This window comes from Halomonas sp. H5 (assembly GCF_050613175.1).
GTDB lineage: Bacteria > Pseudomonadota > Gammaproteobacteria > Pseudomonadales > Halomonadaceae > Bisbaumannia > Bisbaumannia salifodinae.
The window spans coordinates 57,552-73,911 of the sequence record NZ_CP192510.1 but is presented as its reverse complement, the minus strand read 5'-3'; the positions used below and the strand labels follow the sequence as shown (position 1 = coordinate 73,911).

The window sequence follows — 16,360 nt, the reverse complement described above, 5'->3', positions numbered from 1 at the left end:
CGCGCTCGCTGACCCCAGGACACCCCCGCGGCCCGGTAACGGGTCGCGGTCGGAGGAGCCATGCCGAATACTTACAAGAATCCCGTCTATCCCTACCGCCGGCCACCGGAGCTGGACCGGGCCGAGATCCGCCACTGCCCGGTGGTGATCATCGGCGGCGGTCCCTCGGGCCTGGCCGCGGCCATCGACCTGGCCAAGCAGGGCATCGATAGCGTGCTGCTGGACGACAACAACACCGTCAGCGTCGGCTCGCGGGCCATCTGCTTCGCCAAACGCACCCTGGAGATCATGGATCGCCTCGGCTGCGCCCAGCCCATGCTCGACAAGGGCGTTACCTGGCAGCTCGGCAAGGTCTTCTTCCAGGAGCGCCAGGTCTATGAATTCAACCTGCTGCCGGAGGATGGCCACCGGGTGCCGGCCTTTATCAACCTGCAGCAGTACTACTTCGAGGAGTACCTGGTCGAGCGTACCGGCGACTTCGCCGAGCGCATCGACCTGCGCTGGAAGCACCAGGTAATCGCGGTCGACAGCCAGGCCGAGCGCACCCTGGTGACGGTGCGTACCGCGGATGGCGACTACCGCCTGGCCTGCGACTACCTGCTGGTGGCCGACGGCGCCAACAGCCGCATCCGCGACATGCTCGGCCTGGACTGCCAGGGCCAGGTGTTCCAGGACCGCTTCCTGATCGCCGACGTGGTGATGAAGGCGGACTTCCCCACCGAGCGCTGGTTCTGGTTCGACCCGCCCTTCCATCCCAACCAGTCGGTGCTGCTGCACAAGCAGCCGGACAACGTCTGGCGCATCGACTTCCAGCTGGGCTGGGACGCCGACCCGGAGGAGGAGAAGAAGGAAGCGAACATCCGCCCCCGGGTGCAAGCCATGCTCGGCGAGGACGTGGAGTTCGACCTGGAATGGGCCAGCGTCTACACCTTCCGCTGCCGCCGGATGGACCGCTTTATCCACCGCCGGGTCTTCTTCATGGGCGACGCCGCCCACCAGGTCTCGCCCTTCGGCGCCCGGGGCGCCAACGGCGCCATCCAGAGCGTGGAGAACCTGACCTGGAAGCTGGCCCGGGTGCTCAAGGGCCAGGCACCCCAGGCGCTGCTCGCCACCTATAATGATGAGCGCCAGCATGGGGCGGCCGAGAACATCTTGAATTCCACCCGGTCGACCGACTTTATCACCCCCAAGAGCCGCGTCAGCCGCCTGTTCCGTGACACCACCCTGGAGCTGGCCGAGCACTATCCGTTCGCCCGTGCCCTGGTCAACAGCGGCCGGCTGTCGATGCCCTGCCGCTACGACGGCTCGCCCCTCAACGGCGACGACGCCGCGGGTTTTCCAGCCGAACTGCGCCCGGGCAGCCCCGCCAAGGACGCGCCGATCCGCCAGGATGGCGAAGCCGCCTGGCTGCTCAACCAGTTGGGGGATCGCTTCGTGCTGCTGCTGGATGCCCGGGGCGGGGTGGAGAACAATGCCCAGAACGATGCCCAGGGCAACGCCCTGGCCAGCCGCGCCGCCGAGCTGGCGGCCCTGCTGGCCCGCCAGGCGGACCTCGACCTGCTGCTGCTGGGCCCGGCCCCGGACGCCCTCACCGATCTGCCGCGTACCCGCCAGATCGAGGACGCCGAGGGCCTGGTGGCCAGCCGCTACGGCCTGACGCCGGGGGCCGGCTACCTGCTGCGCCCCGACCAACACGTCGCCGCCCGCTGGCCCGAGTGCCGCGCCGAGGCGGTGGAGCGCGCCCTGGCCACGGCCCTGGGCCAGCATCTGACCGCCGCGGAGGTGACCCATGCCACGGCTTGAGCTCGACCCCAATTTCAGTGATCCGGACGCCTTCTACGCGGCGCTCACCGAACTCCACCGGGAGCGCAGCGACGAGGAGAGCGAGCGCATCAATGCTCGCCTGATCCTGCTGCTGGCCAACCATGTCGGCGACCAAGCGGTGCTGGAGGAGGCGCTGCACATCGCCGCCGCACCGGCACCCCAGGAACGGTAATTTCGAGAGGAAGGACTCATGACCACCCAAACCCTGGAATACCAGAGTGGTTTCCGAAACCACTTCGCCAGCGAGGCGCTGCCCGGGGCCCTGCCCCAGGGCCAGAACTCGCCCCAGCGCTGCCCCTATGGCCTCTACGCGGAGCAGTTCACCGGCTCGGCCTTCACCTCGCCGCGCCACCAGAACCTGCGCTCCTGGCTCTATCGCATCCGCCCCTCGGTGGCCCAGTCCGCCTACCGGCCGCTGGACGACGCCCGGGTCGCCACCGCGCCTCTGGCCAGGCCCGCCGCCGACCCCAACCAGATGCGTTGGGACCCCATGCCGCTGCCCGAGGCCGGGACCGACTTCCTCGACGGCCTGCTCAGCGTGGCGGTCAATGGCGACGCCGGCACCCAGGCCGGCTGCGGCGTGCACCTCTACGCCATCAACCGGGACATGCTGGAGCGCTTCTTCTATAACGCCGACGGCGAGCTGCTGATCGTGCCCCAGCTCGGCACCCTGCGCCTGCGCACCGAGTTCGGCGAGCTCGAGGTGGCCTCCGGCGAGATCGCCGCCATCCCCCGCGGCGTCAAGTTCCAGGTGCGCCTGGGCGAGGGCGTCGACGCCGCCCGCGGCTACGTCTGCGAGAACTACGGCGCGCCCTTCGAGCTGCCGGGGCTCGGGCCCATCGGCGCCAACGGCCTGGCCAACCCCCGCGACTTCCTGAGCCCGGTGGCGGCCTACGAGGACGTGCGGGGCGACTTCGAGCTGGTGGCCAAGTTCTCCGGGCGCTTCTGGTCGGCGCGCCTGGATCACTCGCCCCTGGACGTGGTGGCCTGGCACGGCAACGTCGCCCCCTACAAGTACGACCTGGCCACCTTCAACACCATCAACACCGTGAGCTTCGACCACCCGGACCCGTCGATCTTCACCGTGCTGACCTCCCCCTCCGATACCCCGGGGATGGCCAATATCGACTTCGTGATCTTCCCGCCGCGCTGGATGGTGGCCGAGCACACCTTCCGTCCGCCCTACTTCCATCGCAACCTGATGAGCGAGTTCATGGGCCTGATCCACGGCGAGTACGACGCCAAGGCGGAGGGCTTCCTGCCCGGCGGCGCCAGCCTGCACAACTGCATGTCGCCCCATGGGCCGGACGCCGAGACCTTCGAGAAGGCCAGCGAGGGCGAGCTGACGCCCCAGTATCAGGGCGCCACCATGGCCTTTATGTTCGAGAGCCGCTACGTCTATCATCCCACCGAAGCGGCGCTGAACGCGGACTTCCGCCAGCGCGACTACGTGGATGTATGGGCCGGCATGAAGAGCCACTTCGACCCCGAGAATCGCTAAGCCCGACTCCCCGACGACAAAGGATTATTAAGATGAAACTTGCCAGCCTCAACAAGGGCCGCGACGGCGAACTGATCGTCGTCTCCCGTGACCTCAAGCGCGCCGTCAAGGTGCCGCAGATCGCCGCCACCCTGCAGCAGGCCATCGAGCAGTGGGAGACCCTGGAGCCCCGGCTCCAGCACGTCTACGACGCCCTCAACGGCGGCCAGGCCGAGAACGCCTTCGACCTGGACATGGCCAGGCTGCACTCGCCGCTGCCCCGCGCCTACCACTGGGCCGACGGCTCCGCCTACCTCAACCACGTCCAACTGGTGCGTCAGGCGCGTAACGCCGAGATGCCCGAGACCTTCTGGACCGACCCGCTGATGTACCAGGGCGGTAGCGACCGCTTTATCGCCCCCACCGAGGATATCGAGGCGGTGAGCGAGTCCCACGGCATCGACTTCGAGGGCGAGATCGCCGTCATTACCGACGACGTGCCCATGGCGGTGACCCCGGAGCAGGCCGCCGGCCATATCAAGCTGATCATGCTGGTCAACGACGTCAGCCTGCGCGGCCTGATCCCCGGCGAGCTGGCCAAGGGCTTCGGCTTCTACCAGGCCAAGCCGGCCTCCAGCTTCTCGCCGATCTGCGTCACTCCCGACGAGCTGGGCGACACCTGGAAGGAGGGCCGCGTCCACCTGCCGCTGACCGTGCACCTCAACGGCGAGAAGTTCGGCGAGCCGGAGGCCGGCCCCGACATGATCTTCGGCTTCCCGGAGCTGGTGGCCCATGCCGCCAAGACCCGCCACCTGGGCGCCGGCACCGTGATCGGCTCCGGCACCGTCTCCAACCCGGACGCCGAGGGCGGCCCCGGCAAGCCGGTGAGCGACGGCGGCGTGGGCTATAGCTGCCTGGCCGAGGTGCGCATGGTCGAGCAGATCCTGCATGGCCAGGCCAAGACCTCCTTTATGCGCTTCGGCGACCGGGTGCGCATCGAGATGTTCGACCGCGACGGCCAGAGCATCTTCGGCGCCATCGACCAGCAGGTGGTCGAGTACAAGCCCCACTGAGGCGAGGAGGCAGGATGACGACCCTCTACGGTTATTTCCGTTCGTCCGCCGCCTACCGGGTACGCATCGCCCTGAACCTCAAGGGCCTGGCCTATGACCAGGCCCCGGTCAACCTGGTCAAGGGCGAGCAGCGCTTTGATGCCTTCCTCGCCCGCAACCCCCAGGGGCTGGTCCCGGCGCTGGTCACCGATGACGGCGCGCGGCTGACCCAGTCCCTGGCGATCTGCGAGTACCTGGACGAGCGTTACCCGGAGCCGGCGCTGCTGCCGGCGGACGCCGCCGGCCGCGCCCGGGTCCGCGCCCTGGCCCAATCGGTGGCCTGCGAGATCCATCCCCTCAACAACCTGCGGGTGCTCAAGTACCTGACCGGGGAGCTGGGGCTGGACGAGGCGGCCAAGATGACCTGGTACCGGCACTGGATCACCGAGGGCTTCGCCGCCCTGGAGGCCCAGCTCTCCCGGGAGGCGGGCAGCGGCGACTTCTGCCATGGCGACACCCCGGGCCTGGCGGACCTCTGCCTGGTGCCCCAGGTGTTCAACGCCGAGCGCTTCGCGTGCGACCTGGCCCCCTACCCGCGGATCCGCCGTATCGTGGCCAACTGCCGGGCCCTGGACGCCTTCGCCCGGGCCGCCCCGGAGGCCCAGCCGGACGCCGGGTAGCCAGGGGGGCCGGTGTTGTGGGAGTTCGGCTGTGCCGAACGATATCGCCCGAAGGGCGATCCTGGGTGGCGGTTCAGGGCGCCTGGCGGCGCCAATCGCTCAGCGGAGCTGAGCTCCCACCACCCCAGGGAGTCACCCCGACAGGCCTTGCCTCGTTGGTGTATAATAAGCAGCCTAATGAAGCGGGCGCGACCCTGTCCCCCAGGTGTCGCGCCCGTTTCTCGTCTTACCACCACCGGACGCGCCTCCGGCGCCTCCAAGGAGAACCGGGTGTTACGGCTGACCTCCCCCGCCACCGTGATCCTGCTGGCGGCCCTGACCGCCCTGGGCCCCCTGGCCACCGATATGTACCTGCCCGCCATGCCGGCCATGGCCGAGGCGCTGAATACCGGCGCCGACCAGGTGCAGCTGACCCTAAGCCTCTATATGACCGGCTTCGCCCTGGCCCAGCTGTTCTGCGGCCCATTGGCGGACCGCTTCGGCCGCAAGCCGATCATGGTGGGGGGCTTCGCCCTCTTCCTGGCGGCCAGCCTGCTCTGCGCCCTGGCGCCGAGCATCGAATGGCTGCTGGCCGGGCGCTTCCTGCAGGCCCTCGGCGGCGCCGCCGGCCCGGTGCTGGGACGCGCCGCGGTGCGCGATATCTACGGCCCCCTGGAGGCCGGGCGCATCCTCTCCCACCTGGCCAGCATCATGGCCCTGGCCCCAGCCCTGGCGCCGGTGGTGGGCGCCGGCCTGTTGATGCTCTTCGGCTGGGAGGCGATCTTCCTGGTGCTGGCCCTCTACGCGGCCATCGCCCTGGCGCTGCTGATCTTCGCCCTGCCGGAACCCCTGCCCCGGGAACTGCGCCAACCCATCGGTCCGGCCGCCATGCTCGGCAACTTTCGCATGCTGCTCGGCCAGCGCGCCTTCATCGGCTATACGCTGACCAATGCCGCCGCCTTCTCGGGGCTCTTCGCCTACCTCTCCGGCTCCGCCTTCGTGCTGATCGAGTTTGTCGGCGTCCACCCCACCACCTACGGCATCCTCTTCGCGCTGATCGTGGCGGGCTTCTTCGGCGGCACCCTGATCAGCGGCCGCCATAGCCGGCGCCTGGGCCGCGACCGCCTGATCCTGCGCGGCGCCCTGCTCTGCACCCTGGGCGGCACGACCATGGCGCTGCTGGCCCTGGCCGGCGTCACCCAGGCCTGGGCCGTGGTGGGGCCGCATATCGTCTTCATGATGGGGGTAGGCATCCTGATGCCCCAGACCATGGCCGGTGCCCTGGCCCCCAACCCCCGGTGCGCCGGCGCCGCCTCCTCGCTGTTCGGCTTCCTGCAGATGGGCATCGCCGCCCTGGTGGGGGGCCTGGTGGGCCAGCTGCACGACGACACCTCGCGCACCCTGGCGCTGACCATCGGCCTGGCCGGCATCACCGCCCTCGCGGTCTACTGGGGCCTGGTGCGCCCCGCCGCCCGCCAGGAGGCCCGCCAGGCGCTCTCGGAGTAACCCCGCCCCCGAAAGACACCCATAAAGAAACGCCGCCCTGCCTAAGCAGGGCGGCGTTGTCTCGGCTAGGCCGATAGGCCCGGATCAGGCCACTTCGGCGGCGATGGTCATCGGGCGACCGTTGCGCAGCTCCTCCAGCAGCCTGGCCCGCCGGGCCTGGGCCTGCTCGGCGGCGGCCTCGCGCACCGGGCCATAGCCGCGGACCTCTTCCGGCAGCTTGCCCAGCGCCAGGGCGGTGGCGTGGGTGGCGTCATCCAGGCGCGTCACCAGCTCGTCGAGCAGGGCCTCGTACTCCGCCAGCAGACGGCGATCCAGCTTGCGGTCGGCGCTGAAGCGGAAGGGGTCGAGGGGGCCGTTGCGCAGGCCGCGGAGCCGGGCCAGCCCCTTCATGGCGGTGAGCATCCAGGGCCCGAAGCGGCGCTTCACCGGGCGCCCCTTGGCATCCTTGCGGCCGCCCAGCAGCGGCGGCGCCAGGTGGAAGGTCAGCTTGTAGTCGCCGCCGAAGGTGGCGTCGAGCTCCTCGAGGAAGTCGCTCTCGGTGTAGAGGCGCGCCACCTCGTACTCGTCCTTGTAGGCCATCAGCCGGTAGAGCTGGGTGGCCACCGCCTGGGTCAGGGCCTCGCCGGCCTCGAGGCGCGCTTCCGCCTCGCGCACCCGGGCCACCTTCTGCACGTAGCGCTCGGCATAGGCGCGGTCCTGGTAGCGTTCCAGCAGGCGGGCGTGGCGGGCGATCACCTCATCGAGGCCGGCGTCGGCGGACAGCGGCGTCTCGTCCAGGCGACGCTGCAGGTAGTCCGGCTCCACCGCCGCCAATCGGCCCCAGGAGAAGGCGCGCTGGTTCTTGTCGATGGCCACGCCGTTAAGTTCGATGGCGCGCTTGAGCGCCGCCTCGCTGACCGGCAGCAGGCCCTGCTGCCAGGCGAAGCCGAGCATCATGACATTGGAGAAGACGGTGTCTCCCAGCAGTTGCTCGGCCAGGCGATTGGCGTCCAGGGTGGCGAAGTTGACCTCGCCCACGGCGTCGCGCAGCAGCGCCAGGCGCTTGTCCGCCTGCATATCGGCGTCCCGGTAGAGCACATAGTCGGCGGTGGCCAGCTCGGCCAGGTTGGCCACCATCTTCGTCGTGCCGGCCTGGAGCACGTCCAGGGCCTTCTTCGAGCTGCCGACGACCATATCGCAGGCGATCACCGCATCGGCCTGGCCGGACTCGATGCGCACCTGATTGAGGTCGCCGGGCGCCGGGGCCAGGCGCACGTAGCTGAGCACGGTGCCGCCCTTCTGGGCGAAGCCCATGAAGTCGAGCACGCTGGTGCCGCGGCCCTCCAGGTGGGCGGCCATGGTGATCAGCTGGCCCACGGTGACCACGCCGGTGCCGCCGACGCCGCCCACCAGCAGGTCATAAGGCGCCTCGAGCGCCGGGGCCTGGGGCGCCGGCAGGGCCGCCACCTTGCGCCAGAAGGCCTCGTCGACCCCCACGCCCTGGCCCTTGCGCAGCTCGCCGCCCTCCACGGTGACGAAGCTGGGGCAGAAGCCGCCCACGCAGGAGAGGTCCTTGTTGCAGGAGGACTGGTCGATCCTGCGCTTGCGCCCCAGCTCGGTCTCCCGGGACACCACCGACAGGCAGTTGGACTGCACCGAGCAGTCGCCGCAGCCCTCGCAGACGTGGTGGTTGATAAAGACCCGCTTGGCCGGGTCGGGCATCAGGCCGCGCTTGCGGCGGCGACGCTTCTCGGCGGCGCACACCTGGTCGTAGACCAGCACGGTACAGCCGGAAATCTCGCGCAGTTCGCGCTGCAGGGCGTCCATCTCGTCGCGGTGGTGGAAGGTCACCCCCTTGGGAAACTGGCCCTCGTGGCCGCGGTACTTCTCGGGCTCGTCGCTGACCACCACGACACGCTTCACGCCCTCGGCGGCGGCGTGCTGGGCGATCATCGGCACGGTGATCTGGCCGTCCACCGGCTGGCCGCCGGTCATCGCCACGGCGTCGTTGAACAGCACCTTGTAGGTGATATTGACCCCGGCGGCCACCGCCTGGCGGATCGCCATGGAGCCGGAGTGGAACCAGGTGCCCTCGCCCAGATTCTGGAAGATATGACCGTTGCCGGTGAAGCGGCTCTTGCCCACCCAGTTGACCCCCTCGCCGCCCATCTGGATCAGCGACTCGGTCTGGCGACCCATCCAGGAGGCCATGAAGTGGCAGCCGATGCCGGCCAGGGCCTTGCTGCCCTCCGGCACCTTGGTGGAGCTGTTGTGGGGGCAGCCGGAGCAGAAGTAGGGCAGGCGCCGCACGCCGCCCAGCTCCTTGGCCTCGGCGCGGCAGCGATCCAGCTTGCTCAGGCGCTCTTGCAGGTCGATGGCGAAGAAGCGCTCCAGGCGCTCGGCCACGTAGCCGGCCAGCAGCCGCGGGCTCAGCTCGCCCACATAGGGAATCAGCGGCTTGCCCGCCTCGTCCTGCTTGCCGGTGATCAGCACCTCGCCGGGGCGATCCGGCTCGGACATGTACTCCTTGATCTGGCTCTCGATGATGCCGCGCTTCTCCTCGATGACCAGGATCTCCTGCTTGCCGTGCACGAAATCGAGGATGCCGCGACGCTGCAGGGGCCACACCATGCCGACCTTGTAGAGCTCCACCCCCAGCTCGCGCAGCGCCGCCTCGTCGAGGCCCAGCAGGCGCAGCGCCTCGAGCAGGTCCAGGTGGCCCTTGCCGGTGGTGACGATGCCGAAGCGCGCGCCGTCGTTGGTGTAGAGACGCTTGTCGATGGGGTTGGCGCCGGCGAAGGCCTGCACCGCCGCCAGCTTGTGCTCGATACGCGTCTCCAGCTGGGGCCCGGGCAGGTCCGGCCAGCGGTAGTGGAGGCCGTCTTCCGGGGGGGTGAAGTCGGTCGGGGTGGCGAAGTCGGGCAACGGCGGCACCTCGATGGAGGCACCGCTCTCCACGGTCTCGGAGACCGCCTTGAAGCCCACCCAGCAGCCGGAATAGCGGGACAGCGCATAGCCCCAGAGGCCGAATTCCTCGTACTCGGCCAGCGACGCCGGATTGATCACCGGCATAAACCAGGCCATAAAGGCCACGTCGGACTGGTGGGGCATGGAGGAGGAGACGCAGCCGTGGTCGTCGCCGGCCACCACCAGCACGCCGCCATTGGGGGAGCTGCCGTAGGCGTTGCCGTGCTTCAGGGCATCGCCGGCGCGATCCACCCCCGGCCCCTTGCCGTACCAGAAGCCGAAGACGCCCTCGACCTCCTTGTCCGGGTCGGTCTCCACCTGCTGGCTGCCCAGCATCATGGTGGCGGCCAGGTCCTCGTTGATGGCCGGCACGAAGTCGATATGGTAGCTATCCAGGGCCGCCTTGGCCTGCCACAGGGCCTGATCGACGCCGCCCAGGGGCGAGCCGCGGTAGCCGCTGATCAGGCCGGCGGTATGGCGCCCATCGCGACGATCCAGCTGCGCCTGACGCAGGGCGATGCGCACCAGGGCCTGGGTGCCGGTGACGAAGATCCGGCCCGCGTCGCGGGAGTAACGGTCGTTGAGCTGGTAGTCGTCGAGGACGACGGGGGAGGTCGTAGTCATGGTCGCCACCTTCGCGGGGAATGGGCTTTAGCGTGTTATGGCGAGGAGTCTAGCCAAGGCCCCGCTAAAGGTGCTTGCGAACTCGCCCCCGAAACCGCCATCATTCGAAAGGATATTTCTCTCAGAGAAGCCCAGTGAAATATTCTTCGAAATCCTAGACCTTGGTTTAAACCATTAGGGAGCCCGCCATGGCCTCCGACGCCCCCCTGGACGCCTACGACAAGAAGATCCTGCGCCTGCTCCAGGCCCAGGGCCGCATCACCAACCAGCAGCTGGCGGAGGAGATCGGCCTCTCCTCGGCGGCCTGCTGGCGACGGGTCAAGGCCCTGGAGGAGAGCGGCACCCTGCGGCGCTTTACCGCCCTGGTGGACCCGGCCCGGGTCGGCCAGCCGCTCACCGCCCTGGTGATGGTGACCCTGGTGCGCCACCATATCGACAACACCGCCGAGTTCGAGCGCCGGATCCTCGAGTACCCGGAGGTGCTGCAGTGCTTCGCCACCACCGGCAACGCCGACTTCGTGCTGCGGGTGGTGATCGAGGACATGACCGCCTACGACCGTTTCCTCAACGAGAAGCTCTTTACCCTGGCGGGGATCTCCCAGGTCAACTCCAACTTCGCCCTGCGCGAGATCAAGAACGAGACCGCCATCCCGATTCGCTGAACAAGGAAAGCCCACCCATGCCCACGACGGCCGCCTCACGGATGATCCTGCTGCTGGCCCTGGCCGGCTTCGCCAGCATGGCCTCGATGCGCGTCACCGACGCCATGCTGCCGGCCCTGGCCGAGACCTTCGCCCGCCCGGTGGCCGACGTGGCCCAGAACATCACCCTCTTCGCCGTGGCCTACGGCCTGATGCAGCTCGCCTATGGCCCCCAGGGGGATCGCCACGGCGCCCTGCGGGTGATCGGCCTGGCCACCCTGGCCTGTGCCCTGGGCTCGATCGGTGCGGCGCTCTCCGGGTCGCTGCCGATGCTGCTGCTGTTTCGCACCCTGAGCGGCGCCACCGCCGCCGCCATCATCCCCCTCTCCATGGCCTGGGTGGGCGACACCGTGCCCTATGCCGAGCGCCAGGTGGCCCTGGCGCGGATGCTCTCCGGGGCGGTGCTGGGGCTGATCGCCGGCCAGACCCTGGGCGGCCTGCTGGCGGACACCCTGGGCTGGCGATCCGCCTTCCTGCTGTTGGCCGGCGTCTTCCTGGTCGCGGGAGTCCTGCTGATCGCCACCCTGCGGCGGCGTCCGGAGCTCTCGCCCCGGGGCGAGGGCGGCGACGGCCTGGCCTTCCTGGCGCGGATTCGAGGCGTGCTGGCCGAGACCCGCGCCCGCTGGCTCCTCGCCCTGGTGTTCCTGGAGGGCATCGCCGCCTTCGGCGCCCTGGGCTTCGCCGCCAGCCACCTGCACCGCTGGCAGGGCCTGTCGCTGACCCGGGCCGGGCTCTCGGTGGCGCTGTTCGGGGTCGGCGGGCTGATCTTCGCCGCCCTGGCCAGGCTGCTGGTGCGGCGCCTGGGCGAGGCCGGCCTGGCCCTGGGCGGCGGCACCCTGATGGGGGCCGGCTTCCTCGCCCTGGCCCTGGCGCCCACCCCCATGGGAGCTTCCCTGGGCGCCTTCGTCGCCGGCCTCGGCTTCTACATGATGCACAACACCCTGCAGATCAACGCCACCCAGATGGCACCCGCCGCCCGGGGCACCGCCATGGCGGTGTTCGCCGGCTGCCTCTTCCTGGGGCAATCGGTGGGCGTCGGGCTGGGCGGGCTGATCCTGCGCCTGGGCGATAGCCGCTGGCTGCTGGCCGGCGCCGGGCTCTGGCTACTGGCGCTGGGGCTGGTGTTCGCCTGGCGGCTGCGGAGTTGGCAGACTCGGGGCGCCGACGAACCGACCGAAAAAGCCGCCTGATGACGACCGGAAGGCTGCGCTTCGCCTGGCACCTAAAATAGGGAGTTGGCGGACCCGGAGCGCCGACGAGCCAACCGAAAAAGCCGCCTGATGACGACCGGAAGGCTGCGCTTCGCCTGGCGCCTAAAATAGGGGGTTGGCAGACCCGGGCCGCGGTGGGGGATGCCGAAGACGCGCCGTCGTCGCCCTGAGGCCTCAGCGGCCCTCAAGGCCGGGGAGATCAATGCCCCGACTCACGGCCGGCCGCGGTAAAGGCCTCGGCATTGAGGCAGAAGGCGCGGCATGCCTCGGCGTCGGCGCCGTGGCGCAGGGCCTGCCAGCAGGTGCCGACCTGCGGGCAGGCCCGGCAGGTCACCCGCCATTCGGCGGCCTGAGGGGCCGCGGCCCAGGCCTCGGGGTCGAGGCCGAAGCGCGACATCATGGGTGGCATCAGGGTCTCGGCGGGGCCCAGCCAGTCCGCCAGCTCGCCGCTGTTCAGGCCCCGGGCCAGGGCCCGCTCCAGGGGTGAGGGCAGCGGCCGGGACAGGTCATGAATCAGCGCGCTCAGCCGCTTGGGAGCGCAGTACCTGAGCTCGAGCAGGGCGTGCTCGCCGGCCAGATAGTCGGCTAGGGCATCGGCGAGGCGTGCGCCATCGCCTTGGGGCGCGATGTTACGAGAGGAGGTCGGCATGGCGACGATCTCCGTGGCGGGGAATCATCTCAGTATCGGCGCCCGGCCGCCGCCATGCCTTGATCCAGGTCAGTGATCGCTCACCTATCGGCCTCCTCGCTGGCGCGCCTGGCCTCCATAATGGCTGCCTCCACCTCGCTCGAGTCGGGGATGCGGTGAGCCAGGGCCAGCGCCAGCTGGGCCAGGAAAGGGGTCTCCTGGGCCTCGGGAAGGGCATCCAGGGTCTCGGCCAGGCGCTCGTAGACCCGCTCCAGGTCAGCGAAGGGCAGTGTCGGTGCGGTCATGATCAGGCGCCTCCCAGGGCGGTGGTCAGGGCGTCGTTCAGGTCGGCGGCGCTGGGGCGCTTCCAGCGCGCCACCAGGTGGCGGTCCGGGCGCACCAGGTAGGCGCTGCCCGGCTCGGCGCCGTAGGCGGCGAAGAGCGCCGCATCGCCGGGCAGAGCCCGCCCCAGGGCCGAGTCCTCCACGCCCAGGTGCAGCACCGCGAGTTGCGGATGCTCGCCCAGGGCGGCGGCAAGCTCAGGGCTCGCCTCGCCGAACAGCAGCAGGCTAAAGCCCTCGCCCAGGTGGTCGAGCAGGAAGTCGTCATCGCCCAGGCGGCGGTTGATCAGCGGCGCCCCGGGCCGGGGGCCGGCAGCGAAGGCGTCGCGGTCGGCCAGGGTCAGGGGACTCTCGGCATAGGTGTAAGGGGTCACCTGGCGGGGGTCGGCGAAGGGGCTGGCATAGTCGTTATCCAGCGCCAGGGCCAGGGCGGCGTCGCGCATCAGATGGTGGCCACGGCTCGGCGGCGTCATGAAGCGGGTGCTCTTGCCGGCATTGGCGAAGACGTCCAGGGTGGCGCCGCGCCGTTCCGGGGTGTAGCTATCGAGCAGCCGCTCCGCCGCTCGGCCCCGGAGTACCCAGGCCAGCTTCCAGGCGGCATTGACCGCATCGGCCAGGCCGTTGTTGAGGCCGCGCACCCCGAAGATCGGCACCAGGTGGGCGCTGTCGCCGATAAACAGCACCCGCCCATGGCGGTAGTCGTCCAGCGCCAGGGTATGGGCCTTGTAGAGGCTCCACCACTCCAGCTCCCAGTCGCCGGTCTCCTGCATCACCTCGCGGATAATCAGCTCTACCCTGTCGCGGATCACCTCTTCCCGAACCGCCGCTTCGGGGTCCTCGTCGGGGCCCAGCTGGTAGTCGATGCGCCAGATATCGTCGGGCTGCTTGTGGACCAGAATGGTGGCCTCGGGCAGCGCCGCCGAGTGGAAGAAGGCGCGGCGCTCGGTGGGGAAGTCGGACTTAAGGCGCACATCGGCGATCACGTAGCGCCCCTCGTAGGCCTCGCCGTGCAGCGCCAGGCCGAGGGCCTTGCGCACCACGCTGCGGGCGCCATCGGCGGCCAACAGGTAGTCGCAGGCCAGCGCATAGTCGCCCTCGGGGGTACTCACCGTCAGGGTAACGCCGTCGGCATCCTGGCTGACGCCGCTGACCGCGCTCTGCCAGCGCAGCTCCACGAGGTCGCTCTCGGCGGCCTGGTCGATCAGGAACTGCTCGATATACTGCTGCTGCAGGTTGACCATCGGCAGGAAGCGCTCCTGATCCGAGTGGGGCATCTCGAAGCGGTAGATCTCCCGGTCGCGGAAGTAGGTACGCCCCCGGGTCCAGCCCAGCCCCTTGGCGGCGAAGCGCCGATCGACGCCCAGTTGCTGGAGGATCTCCAGGCTGTGGCGGGAGAGGCAGATGGCCCGGGAACCGTCGTTGACGGTGGCCTTGTCGTCCAGCACCACGCAGTCGATGCCCTGGCGGGCCAGCTCCAGGGCGGCAGTCACGCCCACCGGGCCGGCGCCGACGATGGCCACTCGGTGGCGCGGCGTCGCGCCGTCCAGCTCGGGGGGACGAACGAAGGGGAAATGCGGATAATCGAAGTAGAGCGAATCGCTCTCGGCGCGTCCGGCGGGTCGCATGGGCGGCTCCATTGTTAGGGTTGTGGAGACCAGCCTACCCCGCGCCGCCATGTCCGCCTGTCCCGCAAAAGCCGGGACAGGCCATCCCGAGGAGGACCTGATGACCCGACCCACCCCGCCGCCCGATCGCTGGCCCGTCCTGCTGGCCGGGGTGGCCGACTGCGTCGAGGCCCTGGGCGGCGCCGACTTCGAGGCGCGCCTGCTGGCCCTGCTGCGGGAAGGGGCGCGCATCGAGCAGTGCATGATCTTCGCCTACGACGCCGCCGAGGGGGTCGACTGCCTGCTCGCCGACAATGCCCGCCAGCCGCGCCTGGCCGACCGCCTGGCGCGCCTCTATACCGGGGGGCTGTTCCGCCACGACCCCAACTACCGGCGCCTGGCGGAGGCCGCCTCGCCACCGCTGGAGCTGGCGCCGATGCGCGCCGAGGCGATGCCGGAGAGCTACCGGGGCTCGCTGTTCGCCTTCCCCGACCTGGTGGACAAGGTGGCCCTGACCCTGCGCGAGGCCGAGGGCGCCTATACCCTCAACCTCTACCGGGGCCGCGAGGCGGGCCCCTTCGACGCCGACGACCTGGTCACCCTGGATGCCCTGGCGCCGCTGCTGGCCAGCCTGATCCGCCGCCACTATGGCGCCCCGCGCCCGGCCGAGGCGCGCCTCACCCCGGAGGAGGCGGCGGTGCTGGCGCCCCTCTCGGAGCGCGAGCGCCAGCTCTGCCTGCGCCTGCTGCGCGGCCATACCCTCAAGAGCGCCGCCTTGGAGCTGGAGGTCGCCCTCTCCACCGCCGAGACCTACCGCAAGCGGGCCTATGCCAAGCTGGGCGTGCCCTCGAAAGCTCGCCTGGTCGCCCTATGCCGGCGGCAATAGCCCAACGGGGCGTGCCCAGGCCCAGGGGCCTATGCACTCACTCCAGGGCTAGGGGCATCCCCTCCAAGGCGAGACTGGTCGCCCTATGCCAGCGGCAATAGCCCCACCTCACCGTAGGAGCGCACTTTAGTGCGCGATGGCCCTTGGCGGCAGGCCAGGCCGCTAGGCCCGCTGGCCCTGCTGCAGGCTCTGCACCGAGGCCACCAGGTCATTGAAACGCTCGCCCTGGATCACCACATGGTCGCGCAGCAGCGCCTCGGCCCGGGCCTCGTCGCCCTCGGCGATGGCCGCCACCACCGCCTCGTGCTCGGCGAAGGAGCCCTGCAGGCGGTGGCGCACCTGCAGCTGCATGCGCCGGTAAGGCTGCAGCACCGCGTGTAGCCGCGCCGCCTCCTGGGTCAGGAAGCCGTTATGGCTGGCCTCGTAGATGCGCTGGTGGAAGATGCCGTTCTCGTAGTAGTAGCCGTTGGCGTCCCCCGCCTCGACCCGGGCCCGGCATGCCTCGTGGGCCTCGTGCAGGGCGGCCAGCTCCGCCTCGGTGATGCGCCGCGCCGCCAGCCGGCCACACATCCCCTCCAGCTCCGCCATCACTTCGAAGCGCTCCACCAGCTCGGTAACGCTGAGCTGGGTCACGAAGGTGCCCCGCTTGGGCACCACCCGCACCATGCCCGACATGGCCAGCTGCTGCAGGGCCTCGCGAATCGGCGTCCGCGAGCACTGATACTCCCGGGCCAAGGCCTCGGGATCGAGGCGCGCCCCGGGGGCGAAGCGTCCCTCGACGATGGCGTCCTCGAGCAGGGCGCGCAGGCGTTGCGCCTGGGAAACGGTAGCCATATTCACGACTCCTTCCTTGACAGATCTATATCTTGGCCCTATCTGTTATATATAACAACTCGGC

At 69.8% G+C, this 16,360-nt stretch carries 14 protein-coding genes; 9 read left to right on the top strand and 5 right to left on the bottom strand.

Translation table 11 applies throughout. The annotated features are described in order from the left end of the window. Positions 1–60: 60 nt before the first annotated feature. The 6 genes from ACQ1W9_RS00325 (at position 61) to ACQ1W9_RS00300 (ending at position 6,521) form a co-directional block, all read left to right on the top strand. A complete protein-coding gene (locus ACQ1W9_RS00325; RefSeq protein ID WP_431024799.1) occupies positions 61–1,803 on the top strand; it encodes an FAD-dependent oxidoreductase in 1,743 nt (580 codons plus the stop codon). Continuing rightward, a complete protein-coding gene (locus ACQ1W9_RS00320; RefSeq protein WP_346060908.1) occupies positions 1,790–1,996 on the top strand; it encodes a DUF2783 domain-containing protein in 207 nt (68 codons plus the stop codon). Before ACQ1W9_RS00325 ends, ACQ1W9_RS00320 begins: the two co-directional genes overlap by 14 nt. A gap of 18 nt (positions 1,997–2,014) precedes the next feature. Further along, the gene (hmgA, locus tag ACQ1W9_RS00315; protein ID WP_431024798.1) at positions 2,015–3,325 is read left to right on the top strand and encodes a homogentisate 1,2-dioxygenase; all 1,311 of its coding nucleotides are present in this window, start codon (positions 2,015–2,017) and stop codon (positions 3,323–3,325) included. Between the two features lie 32 nt (positions 3,326–3,357). Continuing rightward, on the top strand, positions 3,358–4,377 hold the full coding sequence (locus ACQ1W9_RS00310) for a fumarylacetoacetate hydrolase family protein (protein WP_431024797.1): 1,020 nt from the start codon (positions 3,358–3,360) through the stop codon (positions 4,375–4,377). 14 nt (positions 4,378–4,391) lie between these two features. Then, on the top strand, positions 4,392–5,036 hold the full coding sequence (gene maiA, locus ACQ1W9_RS00305) for a maleylacetoacetate isomerase (protein ID WP_431024796.1): 645 nt from the start codon (positions 4,392–4,394) through the stop codon (positions 5,034–5,036). Positions 5,037–5,306: 270 nt separating this feature from the next. Continuing rightward, complete coding sequence (locus ACQ1W9_RS00300) at positions 5,307–6,521, top strand: multidrug effflux MFS transporter (protein WP_431024795.1); 1,215 nt, start codon at positions 5,307–5,309, stop codon at positions 6,519–6,521. Between the two features lie 84 nt (positions 6,522–6,605). On the opposite strand, the gene ACQ1W9_RS00295 is transcribed toward ACQ1W9_RS00300, so the two are convergent. After that, complete coding sequence (locus tag ACQ1W9_RS00295; RefSeq protein WP_431024794.1) at positions 6,606–10,091, bottom strand: indolepyruvate ferredoxin oxidoreductase family protein; 3,486 nt, start codon at positions 10,089–10,091, stop codon at positions 6,606–6,608. Between the two features lie 188 nt (positions 10,092–10,279). On the opposite strand from ACQ1W9_RS00295, the gene ACQ1W9_RS00290 reads away from it, so the two are divergent. Beyond that, positions 10,280–10,753 carry an Lrp/AsnC family transcriptional regulator gene (locus ACQ1W9_RS00290; protein WP_431024793.1) on the top strand — a complete coding sequence of 158 codons (474 nt, stop codon included), beginning with the start codon at positions 10,280–10,282 and terminating at the stop codon, positions 10,751–10,753. Positions 10,754–10,770: 17 nt separating this feature from the next. Beyond that, positions 10,771–11,982: an MFS transporter gene (locus ACQ1W9_RS00285; RefSeq protein ID WP_431024792.1), complete on the top strand. Its 1,212-nt coding sequence runs from the start codon at positions 10,771–10,773 to the stop codon at positions 11,980–11,982. A gap of 220 nt (positions 11,983–12,202) precedes the next feature. Here the strand turns inward: ACQ1W9_RS00285 and ACQ1W9_RS00280 are convergent, their stop codons facing one another. The 3 genes from ACQ1W9_RS00280 to ACQ1W9_RS00270 form a co-directional block, all read right to left on the bottom strand. Further along, positions 12,203–12,652, bottom strand: coding sequence for a hypothetical protein (locus ACQ1W9_RS00280; protein ID WP_431024791.1), 450 nt, complete (start codon positions 12,650–12,652; stop codon positions 12,203–12,205). 80 nt (positions 12,653–12,732) lie between these two features. Continuing rightward, the gene (locus ACQ1W9_RS00275) at positions 12,733–12,936 is read right to left on the bottom strand and encodes a hypothetical protein (protein WP_431024790.1); all 204 of its coding nucleotides are present in this window, start codon (positions 12,934–12,936) and stop codon (positions 12,733–12,735) included. A 2-nt stretch (positions 12,937–12,938) separates the two neighbouring features. Continuing rightward, a complete protein-coding gene (locus tag ACQ1W9_RS00270) occupies positions 12,939–14,597 on the bottom strand; it encodes an FAD-dependent monooxygenase (RefSeq protein ID WP_431024789.1) in 1,659 nt (552 codons plus the stop codon). Between the two features lie 100 nt (positions 14,598–14,697). Between ACQ1W9_RS00270 and ACQ1W9_RS00265 the strand changes: the two genes are divergently transcribed. Continuing rightward, a complete protein-coding gene (locus ACQ1W9_RS00265; protein WP_431024788.1) occupies positions 14,698–15,462 on the top strand; it encodes a helix-turn-helix transcriptional regulator in 765 nt (254 codons plus the stop codon). A gap of 162 nt (positions 15,463–15,624) precedes the next feature. Here the strand turns inward: ACQ1W9_RS00265 and ACQ1W9_RS00260 are convergent, their stop codons facing one another. Then, entirely contained in the window at positions 15,625–16,296 is a 672-nt protein-coding gene (locus ACQ1W9_RS00260) for a GntR family transcriptional regulator (RefSeq protein ID WP_431024787.1), read from the bottom strand. Between the last annotated feature and the right edge of the window lie 64 nt (positions 16,297–16,360).

Excerpts from the sequence above, each read along its gene's own strand:
- ACQ1W9_RS00320 (WP_346060908.1), top strand. The coding sequence starts at position 1,790 with ATGCCACGGCTTGAGCTCGACCCCAATTTCAGTGATCCGGACGCCTTC.
- ACQ1W9_RS00285 (WP_431024792.1), top strand. The coding sequence starts at position 10,771 with ATGCCCACGACGGCCGCCTCACGGATGATCCTGCTGCTGGCCCTGGCC.
- ACQ1W9_RS00275 (WP_431024790.1), bottom strand. The coding sequence starts at position 12,936 with ATGACCGCACCGACACTGCCCTTCGCTGACCTGGAGCGGGTCTACGAG.
- ACQ1W9_RS00280 (WP_431024791.1), bottom strand. The coding sequence starts at position 12,652 with ATGCCGACCTCCTCTCGTAACATCGCGCCCCAAGGCGATGGCGCACGC.
- ACQ1W9_RS00290 (WP_431024793.1), top strand. The coding sequence starts at position 10,280 with ATGGCCTCCGACGCCCCCCTGGACGCCTACGACAAGAAGATCCTGCGC.
- ACQ1W9_RS00325 (WP_431024799.1), top strand. The coding sequence starts at position 61 with ATGCCGAATACTTACAAGAATCCCGTCTATCCCTACCGCCGGCCACCG.
- ACQ1W9_RS00265 (WP_431024788.1), top strand. The coding sequence starts at position 14,698 with ATGACCCGACCCACCCCGCCGCCCGATCGCTGGCCCGTCCTGCTGGCC.
- ACQ1W9_RS00270 (WP_431024789.1), bottom strand. The coding sequence starts at position 14,597 with ATGCGACCCGCCGGACGCGCCGAGAGCGATTCGCTCTACTTCGATTAT.
- ACQ1W9_RS00295 (WP_431024794.1), bottom strand. The coding sequence starts at position 10,091 with ATGACTACGACCTCCCCCGTCGTCCTCGACGACTACCAGCTCAACGAC.
- maiA (WP_431024796.1), top strand. The coding sequence starts at position 4,392 with ATGACGACCCTCTACGGTTATTTCCGTTCGTCCGCCGCCTACCGGGTA.
- ACQ1W9_RS00260 (WP_431024787.1), bottom strand. The coding sequence starts at position 16,296 with ATGGCTACCGTTTCCCAGGCGCAACGCCTGCGCGCCCTGCTCGAGGAC.
- ACQ1W9_RS00310 (WP_431024797.1), top strand. The coding sequence starts at position 3,358 with ATGAAACTTGCCAGCCTCAACAAGGGCCGCGACGGCGAACTGATCGTC.
- hmgA (WP_431024798.1), top strand. The coding sequence starts at position 2,015 with ATGACCACCCAAACCCTGGAATACCAGAGTGGTTTCCGAAACCACTTC.